Annotated in this window: 10 protein-coding genes; 4 read left to right on the top strand and 6 right to left on the bottom strand. The window is 70.9% G+C overall.

The genetic code is table 11. The features are described from left to right. Positions 1-150: 150 nt before the first annotated feature. Positions 151-849, top strand: a complete 699-nt coding sequence (locus GA0111570_RS17405) for a hypothetical protein (RefSeq protein WP_175557485.1) — start codon at positions 151-153, stop codon at positions 847-849. Positions 850-970: 121 nt separating this feature from the next. Here the strand turns inward: GA0111570_RS17405 and GA0111570_RS13060 are convergent, their stop codons facing one another. Together GA0111570_RS13060 and GA0111570_RS13055 are read right to left on the bottom strand one after the other, a co-directional pair. Then, positions 971-1984: a zinc-dependent alcohol dehydrogenase family protein gene (locus GA0111570_RS13060; RefSeq protein ID WP_092612063.1), complete on the bottom strand. Its 1014-nt coding sequence runs from the start codon at positions 1982-1984 to the stop codon at positions 971-973. Between the two features lie 100 nt (positions 1985-2084). Beyond that, positions 2085-4478: a heavy metal translocating P-type ATPase gene (locus GA0111570_RS13055; protein ID WP_245703200.1), complete on the bottom strand. Its 2394-nt coding sequence runs from the start codon at positions 4476-4478 to the stop codon at positions 2085-2087. Positions 4479-4669: 191 nt separating this feature from the next. Between GA0111570_RS13055 and GA0111570_RS13050 the strand changes: the two genes are divergently transcribed. The 3 genes from GA0111570_RS13050 to GA0111570_RS13040 all read left to right on the top strand — a co-directional run bounded on the left by GA0111570_RS13050 (position 4670) and on the right by GA0111570_RS13040 (position 7086). Next, positions 4670-5653: an aldo/keto reductase gene (locus tag GA0111570_RS13050; RefSeq protein WP_092612057.1), complete on the top strand. Its 984-nt coding sequence runs from the start codon at positions 4670-4672 to the stop codon at positions 5651-5653. Between the two features lie 130 nt (positions 5654-5783). Further along, positions 5784-6158, top strand: a complete 375-nt coding sequence (locus GA0111570_RS13045) for an ankyrin repeat domain-containing protein (RefSeq protein ID WP_092612054.1) — start codon at positions 5784-5786, stop codon at positions 6156-6158. A gap of 70 nt (positions 6159-6228) precedes the next feature. Then, on the top strand, positions 6229-7086 hold the full coding sequence (locus tag GA0111570_RS13040) for an aminodeoxychorismate lyase (RefSeq protein ID WP_092612051.1): 858 nt from the start codon (positions 6229-6231) through the stop codon (positions 7084-7086). Between the two features lie 30 nt (positions 7087-7116). Here GA0111570_RS13040 and lipA read toward each other — a convergent pair whose 3' ends face one another. From lipA to gcvH, 4 genes are read right to left on the bottom strand one after another with little or no spacing between them, the layout of a single operon-like run. Continuing rightward, positions 7117-8127, bottom strand: coding sequence for a lipoyl synthase (gene lipA, locus GA0111570_RS13035; protein WP_092612048.1), 1011 nt, complete (start codon positions 8125-8127; stop codon positions 7117-7119). 25 nt (positions 8128-8152) lie between these two features. Next, positions 8153-9550, bottom strand: a complete 1398-nt coding sequence (locus GA0111570_RS13030; RefSeq protein WP_092612045.1) for an L-serine ammonia-lyase — start codon at positions 9548-9550, stop codon at positions 8153-8155. Between the two features lie 37 nt (positions 9551-9587). Further along, on the bottom strand, positions 9588-10907 hold the full coding sequence (glyA, locus tag GA0111570_RS13025) for a serine hydroxymethyltransferase (RefSeq protein WP_092612042.1): 1320 nt from the start codon (positions 10905-10907) through the stop codon (positions 9588-9590). Continuing rightward, complete coding sequence (gene gcvH, locus GA0111570_RS13020; RefSeq protein WP_092612039.1) at positions 10904-11284, bottom strand: glycine cleavage system protein GcvH; 381 nt, start codon at positions 11282-11284, stop codon at positions 10904-10906. The genes glyA and gcvH overlap by 4 nt, the downstream gene beginning before the upstream one ends. Positions 11285-11294: the final 10 nt, after the last annotated feature.

Genomic DNA, 11294 nt, shown 5'->3' with positions numbered 1-11294 from the left:
CGCGCCGATGGCGGAGAACCGCCCCCGGCACCCCCTCCTGCACGGTGGTCGGGCCGGTGGCCCGCCCGGTGCCCGCGGGGCCGGCCGATCCGTAGCGTCGAACATGCCGGGAGCGATCCGCGCACCCGACGATCACGGAGGGATCCTGCCATGAACCGTTCGTTCCTCAGCCCGGGCCGGCGCCGCATCGCAGCCGCCTGCCTCGTGCTCGCCCCGCTGCTGTTCACCACCGCCGAGTTCCTGACCCCGCAGAGCGACGGCACGCCGGGGGAACTGCTCGACGCCCTCGCGGCGGCCGGGCCCACCGCGACGATGGGTCTGGCAGCGACCCTGCTGTCCTCGCTGCTCTTCGTACCGGGGCTGTTCGGCCTGCTCTCCCGGCCGATGCGCCGCGGCACGGCCATCGCCGACGCGGGCCTCGCCCTGCTCTACTACGGACTGGTCGCGAACGTCGCCCTCGTCGGGCTGAACGTCATGTTCGTGGCGATGGCAGATCCGGCGATGGATCGGGTGGCGATGGTGGCCCTGTTCGAACGGATGACCCACGAGACGACGATCGTCATCCCGCTGCTGGCCGGGCACTACCTGATGGCGGCCGGCGCGCTCCTGCTCGGGCTCGGGCTGTGGCGCGGTGGTGTCGGCCCCCGCTGGGCGGCGGTCGCGGTCGGACTGGCGGGGGTCACCGACGCCCTCCTGGGCAGCGTCGGACTGGAGGAGGTCGGCTCGGTCGTCTCCAACGCCCTGCTGGTCTGCGGGTTCGTGGCGTACGCCTGGCTGCTGCTGCACGAGCGGGCCGAGGCACCCATCGAGAACGCAGCAGCGATGCCCGCGGCCACGATGGCTGGCTGATCCCCGAGCCACCGCTGGCCCCGGTCCCGGATGGGGCCGGGGCCAGCTACCTCGAGGTCCTGGGCGACGACGTGGCGTCCGATGCTGCCGGACGCACCGACGGCCAGGACCGTCAGGGGGCTCACGGCCGGACCAGGGTCTTGATGGCGCGGCGCTCATCCATCGCCGCGTACGCCTCGCCGATCTCGGACAGCGGCAGCTCGAGGTCGAAGACCCGGCCGGGGTTGATCGTCCGGGAGAGGACCAGGTCCAGGAGGTGCGGCAGGTAGGCCCGGCAATGGGCGGGGCCGCCCTTGATCCCCACGTTGCGCCAGAACAGGTCGTTCACGGGCAGCTCTCCGTGCGGGACACCGACCAACCCGATGTTCCCGCCGGACCGGACGCACCCGACCGCCTGGCTCCGGGCCGCCTCGGTGCCCACGCACTCCAGGACGCAGTCGGCGCCGATGCCCTCGGTGAGCTCCTTGATCCTGGCGATGCCCGCCTCGTCACGCTCGGCGACGACATGGGTGGCACCGAACTCGCGGGCCACCTGCTGGCGATCCGCGTGTCGGCTCATCGCGATCACGGTCTGCGCGCCGAGCTGGACCGAGGCGAGCACCGCGCACAGGCCGACCGCCCCGTCCCCCACCACGGCCACGCTCGTTCCCGGGCCGACGCCGGCGCTGACTGCCGCGTGCCAGCCGGTACACATGACGTCCGACAGGGCCAGGATGCTGGGGACCAGGTCATCCGCAGGCCGTTGCGGGGTGGCCAGCAGGGTGCCGTCGGCCCACGGCACCCGGATCATGTCCGCCTGGCACCCCTCGTAGTGGGCGCCGTTCAGGCAGTTGGCGTGGGCGCCCTTGCGGCAGACCGGGCAGGTGTTGTCCGAGGGGTTGAAGCCGCCGACCACGAAGTCGCCGACGTTCACCGTCGTCACCGCGTCCCCGACGGCCTCGACGACACCGCAGAACTCGTGCCCGATCGGGGTCGGTGCGGGCACCGATGAGATACCGCGGTAGCGCCACAGGTCCGACCCGCACACGCAGGCGGCGACCGTACGAACGATGGCGTCCGTCGGCTCGAGAATCGTGGGATCGGGACGCTCCTCGTAGCGGACGTCACCGGGTGCATGAATCACAGCTCCAAACATGCGACCAGCCCACCACACCCCACCCGCGGCCGGGAGGCACTGTCAGTGCCCCCATTGGCGAGAGGGGTAGTGGCAGTGCCTCGGCGCACCTCCCGACGGCTCAGATCTTCACCGTACGCAGCCGCGACGCGTTGCTGATCACGCTCACCGAGGACAGTGCCATCGCGGCGGCCGCGATCATCGGGGACAGCAGCAGCCCGAAGGCCGGATAGAGCACACCCGCAGCGATCGGGATGCCGATCACGTTGTAGATGAACGCGAAGACCAGGTTCTGCCGGATGTTACGCATCGTCGCGTGCGACAGGTTGCGGGCCCGGACGATCCCGGTCAGGTCGCCCTTCAGCAGGGTGATCCCGGCGCTCTCGATCGCCACGTCGGTGCCGGTGCCCATCGCGATGCCGACCGCGGCAGCGGCCAGCGCGGGGGCGTCGTTGACGCCGTCGCCGGCCATCGCGACCTTGCGGCCCTCGGCCGTCAGCTGCTGGACGACCTCGCTCTTGTGCTCGGGCAGCACCTCGGCGCGGACCTCGTCGATACCGAGCCGGCGGGCGACCGCCTCGGCGGTGGTCCGGTTGTCACCGGTCAGCATCACCACGCGGATCCCGGCCTCGCGCAGGCCGGCCAGGGCCTCCGGTGTGGTCTCCTTCACCGGGTCGGCGATCGCCAGCACGGCGTACGGGTTGCCGTCGACCGACAGGTGGATGGCGGTGGCCCCGTCGGCGCGCAGCTCGTCGGCCCGCGCCTCGATCCGGTCGGCGTCGGTGGCCTCGCCCAGGACGTACGAGGAGTTGCCGACCAGGACGGCGTGGCCGTCCACGGTGCCTCGCACCCCACCGCCCGCCTCGGAGGTGAAGTCGTGCACCTCGGGCAGCGCCAGCCCTGCGTCCTTCGCTGCGGAGACGACGGCCTGGCCGAGCGGGTGTTCGGAACCCTGCTCGACAGCGGCGGCCAGCCGGAGGGCCCGCTGCTCGTCGGCGCCGTCCAGCGCGACGATCCGGGTGACGGTCGGGCGTCCCTCGGTCAGGGTGCCGGTCTTGTCGACGACGATGGTGTCGATGGTCTCCATCACCTGGAGCGCCTCGGCATCCCTGACCAGCACGCCGGAGCGCGCGCCGCGACCGACACCGACCATGATCGACATCGGAGTGGCCAGTCCGAGGGCGCAGGGGCAGGCGATGATCAGCACCGAGACGGCGGCGACCAGGGCGTGCGGGACGCGGGGCATCGGCCCGACGAAGGTCCAGACCAGGAACGCCACGATCGCGATCCCGATCACCGCCGGGACGAAGATCGCCGCGACCTTGTCCACCAGCCCCTGGATCGGGGCGCGGGAGCGCTGCGCCTGGGCGACCATGTCGACGATCCGCGCCAGCATCGAGTCTGCGCCGAGCTTCTCCGCCCGGACGACGAGGGAACCGCTGCCGTTGATCGTGCCGCCGACGACGCGGTCGCCTGCCGACTTCGACACCGGCAGGGACTCACCGGTCACCAGCGACTCGTCCACGTGGGAGCTGCCCGACTCGACGGTGCCGTCGACGGCGACCTTGTCACCGGGACGGACCCGGACCCGGTCGCCGACCTGCAGCTCGTCCAGGCCGACCTGCTCCTCGGCGCCGTCCTCGCGGATCCTGCGCGCCGTGGCGGGGGCGAGGTCCAGCAGAGCCTTGATCGCCCCGGACGTACGTTCCCGGGCGCGCAGTTCCAGCACCTGGCCGAGCGCGACCAGGGCGACGATGACCGAGGCGGCCTCGAAGTAGACCTCCACCCGGCCCTCGTGGCGGAACGAGGCGGGGAAGATGCCGGGGGCGAGCAGCGCGACGACGCTGAACACGTACGCGGCCCCCACGCCCATGGCGATCAGGGTGAACATGTTCAGCTCGCGGGTGACCAGCGAGCGGGCTCCACGGGCGAAGAACGGCGCGGCGGCCCACACCACGATCGGGGTGGCGAGAACGAACTGGATCCACTGCGAGGCTCCCAGCGGGATCGCATCGCGCGCCGCCGGGATGAAGGGGACGATCATCGAGAGCAGCACGACCAGTAGCGCCAGCGCCGAGGAGATCCAGAAGCGGCGCGTCATGTCGGCCAGCTCGGGGTTCGGTCCGGAGTCGGCGGTCATCACGACGGGCTCGAGCGCCATGCCGCACTTGGGGCAGGACCCCGGGCCCAGCTGACGGATCTCGGGGTGCATCGGGCAGGTGTACTCGACCTGGCTCTGGTCGGCGGCGGCGGCCGCGCGTCGCCGGCGGTGGTCGGCGTGGTCGGCGTTGTGGTGGCCCGCATCGCCATGGAGGGCGTGGTCATGACCCTCGGCCGGGGTGGCGTACGCGCCGGGGTCTGCCTCGAACGTGTGCAGGCACTTCTCGGAGCAGAAGTAGTAGGTCCGGCCGCCGTGGTCGGCGTGGCCAGCCGCCATGGACGGATCGATCGTCATACCGCACACCGGGTCGGTGACAGTGGTGACGGTGAAGCTGGCATCAGAGTGAGCAGGCATCGCAGGTCCTTTCCTCGCCATCAGCATACCCCCAGGGGGTATATAGGCAAGGGGTGCCTTCCTCCTCCCGGGCCCTCCGCGCCGGACCGGTCCTCGCTAGGCTCCGAACAGGATCCGAAACGTCCCGGCCATCCCGGTCACTCCCGCGCCGCGACGACTCGGACATCGACGTACACACGGAGGCACACACCATGGACCAGATCCGCCTGGGCAACTCGGGACTGAAGGTCAGCCCGATCACCATCGGCTGCATGAGTTTCGGCACTCCCGGCGAGGGCCCGCAGAAGTGGGCGCTCGGCGAGGACGACAGCCGCGAGGTCATCCGTACGGCCCTGGACGCCGGCCTGACCACCTTCGACACGGCCGACATGTACGCGACCGGGCGCAGCGAGGAGATCCTCGGCAAGGCGCTGGCCGACATGACCCGGCGCGAGAACGTGGTGGTCGCCACCAAGGTCTTCTTCCCGATGAGCGAGGGCCCGTACGACCGTGGCCTGTCCCGCAAGCACATCATGGCCGCCATCGACGCGAGCCTGTCCCGGCTCGGCACCGACTACGTCGACCTCTACCAGATCCACCGCTTCGACCCGGAGACGCCGGTGGAGGAGACGATGGAGGCGCTGCACGACGTGGTCAAGGCCGGCAAGGCCCGCTACATCGGCGCCTCCTCCATGTGGGCCTGGCAGTTCGCGATGATGCAGTACACCGCCGACCTGAACGGCTGGACCCGGTTCGTGTCGATGCAGGACCACTACAACCTGCTGATGCGCGAGGAGGAGCGCGAGATGCATCCGTTCTGCGTCGACCAGGGCGTCGGCATCCTGCCCTGGTCCCCGATGGCCCGCGGCAAGCTGACCCACCCGCTGGGCACCCACACCCCGCGCCAGGACACCGACCGGCTGGTGCGCGGCGGCATGTACTCCAACAACGAGGACTCCGATGCGGCCGTGATCGGTGTGGTCCAGCGCGTCGCCGAGAACCATGGGGTCTCGATGGCACAGGTGGCGCTGGCCTGGGTGATGGCCCAGCACGCCGTGACCTCGCCCATCGTCGGCGTCACCAAGCCCTCTCACCTCGATGACGCGATCGCCGCGATCGACCTCCGCCTGACCGACGAGGAACTGGTCGAGCTGGTGGCCCCGTACACCCCCCGCAATCCCGAGGGCCACGCGTAGCAGCCGCTGGGGCGGGCCACGAGAGCCGGTGCCCTCCGTCCTTCACGCCGAATGTCAGCCGCGCCCCCCTCGAGCCAAGAAGCGCCAACTCGATCCGGGACCGGGAACGGCGCGACTAGCGTGAAGGACCATGACTGAACGTTCCACGCCCGTCGCCGGCCCGGAGGAGCTCACGGAGATGGCCATCGAGGGCCGCACCGGGGACCTGGCCGCCGAGCTGAACGCGGGTGCCTCCGCCGACACCGTCGACCGCAGGCAGTCCTCCCTGCTGATGCATGCCTCGGCCCACGGCAACCTCTCCACCGTCGAACTGCTGCTCCAGCACGGCGCCAGCGTCCACTACGTCGACCCGCAGCGGGGACGTACGGCCCTGGGCGCTGCCCTGTATCGGGGGCAGGCCACGATCGTGGAGCGGCTGCTGCGCGCCGGCGCCGACCCCCAGGCCGGGCAGCCCAGCGCGCGGGACCTGGCCGTGCAGTGGAAGAAGGCCGACCTGCTGCCCTGAGAAGGCGCCACGATCGACCCACGGGTCCGATCGCCAGCCGTCCACCCACGCCCCCACCTACGCTGGTGGGATGAACGCGCAGCTGGTCGCCGTGCTGGGGCGAGGGGTCGTCGATCCCGAGACCCCCGTCCTGTACGCCGATGATGCCGGCCTGACCCGCGGCGACGGGTGCTTCGACACCTGTCGGGTGGTGCACGACGGGTCCTCGGCCCGCGCCCTCCACCTGGACGAGCACCTGGCGCGCTTCGCACGCTCCGCCGAGCTCCTCGACCTGCCTGTCCCCGACCTGGCGGCCTGGCGCAAACTTGTCGCCACTGCCCTCGCGGCGTGGCCCGAGCCGGGCGAGGCCAGCCTGAAGCTCATCCTGACCCGCGGCCCCGCCCACCTGTCCGGCGCCCCGACCGGCCTGCTGCTGCTGACCGTGGTGGACGGCGCGGCCCAGGAACGGGCACGTAGCGGGCTGCGGGTGGTGACCCTGGACCGGGGCTACCGCTCCGACGTCTTCGCCACCGCACCGTGGCTGCTGGGAGGCGCCAAGACCCTGTCGTACGGGGTGAACGTGGCGGCCAAGCGCGAGGCGACGGCCCGCGGCGCGGACGACGTGCTGTTCGTCTCCACCGACGGGTACCTGCTGGAGGGGCCGACCTCCGGGCTGCTGGTCGCCCGGGAGCAGGAGCTGGTGGCGGTGCCCACCGGAGCGACCGGCGTGCTGGAGTCGGTCACCGTCGCGACCGCGATGGCCGCCGCCTGGGCCGCCGGCTGGCGGACGTCCGAGGAGTTGCTGCGCCCGGGCGACCTGTCCACCTGTCTCGGCACCTGGCTGGTGTCGACCGTCCGCGGCGTCTGCCCGGTGCTCGAGCTCGACGGCGCTCCCGTCCCGCAGGACGCCGGCCTCACCGCCCGCGTCACGGAGTGGGCGGGCTTCTGAGCACAGCCGTACGGCCCGCTGAACGTACGGTCAGGCCTGCCGCGCGGCCAGGATCGTCGCGGCCTCCTGGCGGGTGCTGCCGGAGGACTCGATGTGCGCCAGCTGGGCGGGGATCTCCCGGCCCTTCCTGCGCATCGCCGTGGCCCAGAGCCGGCCGGCCCGGTAGGAGGAACGGACCAGGGGCCCGCTCATCACGCCGAGGAAGCCGATCTCCTCGGCCTCCTGGGAGAGCTCGAGGAACTCCTCGGGGCGCACCCAGCGGTCGACCGGGTGGTGTAGCTCGGAGGGGCGCAGGTACTGGGTGATCGTCAGCAGGTCGCAACCCGCCGCATACAGGTCGCGCATCGTCTCCGAGACCTCCTCGCGGGTCTCGCCCATCCCGAGGATCAGGTTCGACTTGGTCACCATGCCCTGGTCGTGGCCCTGGGTGAGGACGTCGAGCGAGCGCTCGTACCGGAAGCCCGGGCGGATCCGCTTGACCAGGCGCGGCACGGTCTCCAGGTTGTGGGCGAAGACCTCGGGGGCGGCCTCGCAGATGGCTGTGATGTGCTCGGGCCGGCCGGAGAAGTCGGGGATCAGGATTTCCACGCCGGTGCCCGGGTTGAGCTCGTGGATCCGGCGGATCGTCTCGGCGTACAGCCAGGCGCCCTCGTCCGGCAGGTCGTCGCGCGCCACGCCGGTGACCGTCGCGTACCGCAGGCCCATCGACCGGACCGACTCGGCGACGCTGAGCGGCTCGGTCCGGTCCAGCGGTGCGGGCCGGCCGGTGTCGATCTGGCAGAAGTCGCAGCGGCGGGTGCACTGCGAGCCGCCGATCAGGAAGGTGGCCTCCTTGTCCTCCCAGCACTCGTAGATGTTGGGGCAGCCGGCCTCCTCGCACACCGTGTGCAGGCCGTCCCTCTTGACCTGCTTGCTGGTGTGGACGAATTCCGGCCCCAGGTGGAGCTTGGCCTTCATCCATTCCGGCTTGCGCTGGACAGGGGTCTCGGCGTTGCGCTGCTCGATCCGCAGCAGGCGACGGCCCTCGGGCGCGATCGTCATCGTCGGGTTCCTTCCCGTTCGGGGGTCAGCATTCGGGGACGTTGACGGCCAGGCCCCCCATGGCCGTCTCCTTGTACTTGCTGCTCATGTCCTTGCCGGTCTCGCGCATGGTCACGATCACCTCGTCGAGGGAAACCTTGTGGGAGCCGTCACCCCAGACGGCCATCTTCGCCGCGTTGATCGCCTCGCTCGCGGCGATCGCGTTGCGCTCGATGCAGGGGACCTGCACCAGGCCCCCGATCGGGTCACAGGTGAGGCCGAGGTTGTGCTCCATGGCGATCTCGGCCGCGTTCTCGACCTGGGCGGGGTTCCCACCCATCACCTCGGCGAGTGCGGCAGCGGCCATGGACGCTGCGGAGCCAACCTCGCCCTGGCAGCCCACCTCGGCGCCGGAGATCGAGGCCTGCTCCTTGTACAGCACCCCGACGGCACCGGCGGTGAGCAGGAAGCGCACGACGACGTCGTCCCTGGCCTCCTGCGTCGCGCCCTGCATCCCCGGGCCGTAGTTGAGCGCGTAGTAGAGGACCGCCGGGATGATTCCCGCCGCCCCGTTGGTCGGTGCCGTGACCACCCGGCCCCCGGAGGCATTCTCCTCGTTGACGGCGAGGGCGATCAGGTTCACCCATTCCTGCCAGTACCGGGGGTCGCGGTCCTTGTCCAGCTCAAGGAGACGCCGGTACCAGTCGGGCGCACGACGGCGGACCTTGAGCCCGCCGGGGAGGAAACCCTCCCGCTGCAGGCTCGCCGCGACACAGTCCTCCATGACGCGCCAGATGTGCAGCAGTCCCGCCCGGATGTCCGCCTCCGGGCGGGAGGCCTTCTCGTTCAGGAGCATGATGTCGCTGGTGGAGAGCCCCTTCGAGGCACAGCGGCCGAGGAGTTCGGCGGCCGTACGGAACGGGAACGGCAGTTCCTTCCGCGACTCCTCGAGCTCCTTCTGGGCGACCTGCTCCTCGCCCTCCCGGACGATGAAACCGCCACCCACGGAGAAGAAGGTCGCCTCGTGCAGGACGCTCCCGTCGCTGGCCGAGACCTGGAAGCGCATCCCGTTCGAGTGCCTCGGCAGGACGGTGAGGGGATGCAGGACGATGTCCTCGACCCGGTAGGCGAGCTCGCGCCCACCGGCGAGGTTGAGCAGGCCGGTCTCGGCCATGGACGAGAGCCGCTCCTCGACCTGCTCGGGAAGGATCTCCTCGGGCTCGAACCCTTCGAGCCCGAGGAGCACTGCCGTGAAGGTCCCGTGGCCCCGGCCGGTCGCGGCGAGCGAGCCGTACAGGTCGACGCGCAGGGAATCGACGTCGTCCAGCAGACCCCGTTCGCGCAGCTCACCTGCGTAGACCGCTGCCGCCCGCATGGGCCCCACGGTGTGGGAACTCGAGGGGCCGATGCCGATCGAGAAGAGGTCGAAGACGCCGACAGCCATGCCGGATCCCTTCTTTGTTGAATAGCCGATACGTCGCCTACGAGAGGTTGGCGATGCCCGGGTAGAGCGGGTGGGCCGCGGCGAGGACCTCGACGCGGTCCTTGAGCGCGGTCAGGTCGTCGTCCGGTCCGGCGACCAGCGCCTCGGCGATGATGTCGGCGACCTCGCGGAACGCCGCCTCACCGAACCCGCGGGTGGCGAGGGCCGGGGTGCCGATCCGCAGGCCGGAGGTGACCATGGGCGGGCGCGGGTCGAACGGGACGGCGTTGCGGTTGACGGTGATGTCGATCGCCGCGAGGCGGTCCTCCGCCTGCTGGCCGTCGAGGTCGGCGTTGCGCAGGTCGACGAGCACCAGGTGCACGTCGGTGCCGCCGGAGACCACGCCGATGCCCTTCGCGCTGACGTCGTCCCGGGTCAGCCGCTCGGCCAGGATCTTCGCCCCGGAGAGGACCCGCTCCATACGCTCGCGGAACTCCGGGGAGGCCGCGACCTTGAAGGCGACGGCCTTGCCGGCGATGACGTGCTCGAGCGGGCCGCCCTGCTGGCCGGGGAACACCGCGGAGTTGATCTTCTTGGCGAGGGCCGCGTCGTTGGTCAGGATGATCCCGCCGCGCGGACCGGCGAGGGTCTTGTGCGTGGTGGACGTGGTGACGTGGGCGTACGGGACCGGGCTCGGGTGCAGACCGGCGGCGACCAGGCCGGCGAAGTGCGCCATGTCCACCATCAGGTAGGCACCGACCTCGTCCGCGATCCGGCGGAACTCGGCGAAGTCGAGCTGGCGGGCGTACGCGGACCAGCCGGCCACGATCAGCTGCGGCTTGTGCTCCTGGGCCAGGCGCTCGACCTCGGCCATATCGATCCGGTGGTCGTCCTCCCGCACCTGGTAGGGGATGACGTTGTAGAGCCGGCCGGAGAAGTTGATCTTCATGCCGTGCGTCAGGTGGCCGCCGTGGGCCAGGTTCAGGCCCATGATCGTGTCGCCCGGCTTGATCAGGGCGTGCATGACCGAGGCGTTCGCCTGGGCGCCGGAGTGCGGCTGGACATTGGCGTACTCGGCCCCGAAGAGGGCCTTGACCCGGTCGATCGCCAGCTGCTCGATCACGTCGACATGCTCGCAGCCGCCGTAGTACCGGCGTCCGGGGTAGCCCTCGGCGTACTTGTTGGTGAGCACCGACCCCTGGGCCTGCATCACCGCGTACGCGGTGTGGTTCTCCGAGGCGATCATCTCCAGGCCGCTGCGCTGGCGGGCCAGCTCGGCGTCGATCGAGGCGGCGACCTCGGGATCGAGGGTGGCGATGTCCGCGTCGAGGGAGGCAGAACGGACCTGCTCGAACTGCAGCGCCTGCGCGGTGCTCATAGGTCGCCACCGTTCTTGGCGGCGTAGTCCTCGGCCGACAGCAGCGGGCCCTCGGAGGTGACCTCGACGGAGAACAGCCAGCCGGCACCGTACGGGTCCTCGTTGACCAGGGCCGGGTTGTCGACGACCTCGTCGTTGATCGCGACGACGGTGCCGGTCACCGGCGCATACAGGTCGGTGACGCTCTTGGTCGACTCGATCTCGCCACAGGCCACGCCGGCGGTCAGCTCGGCGCCCACCTCGGGCAGCTCGAGGTGGACCACGTCACCGAGGGAGTCGGCGGCGATGGCGGAGACGCCCACCTTGGCGGGCGTGGCGTCGGTGTCGAGCCACTCGTGGTCCTCGGAGTAGCGGAGGCCGGTCTTGACATTGCTCATGGGATGCTCC

Source organism: Raineyella antarctica (assembly GCF_900092135.1).
Lineage (GTDB): Bacteria > Actinomycetota > Actinomycetes > Propionibacteriales > Propionibacteriaceae > Raineyella > Raineyella antarctica.
The sequence above is the reverse complement of the archived record's forward strand: the minus strand, read 5'-3'. Positions and strand labels throughout refer to the sequence as shown.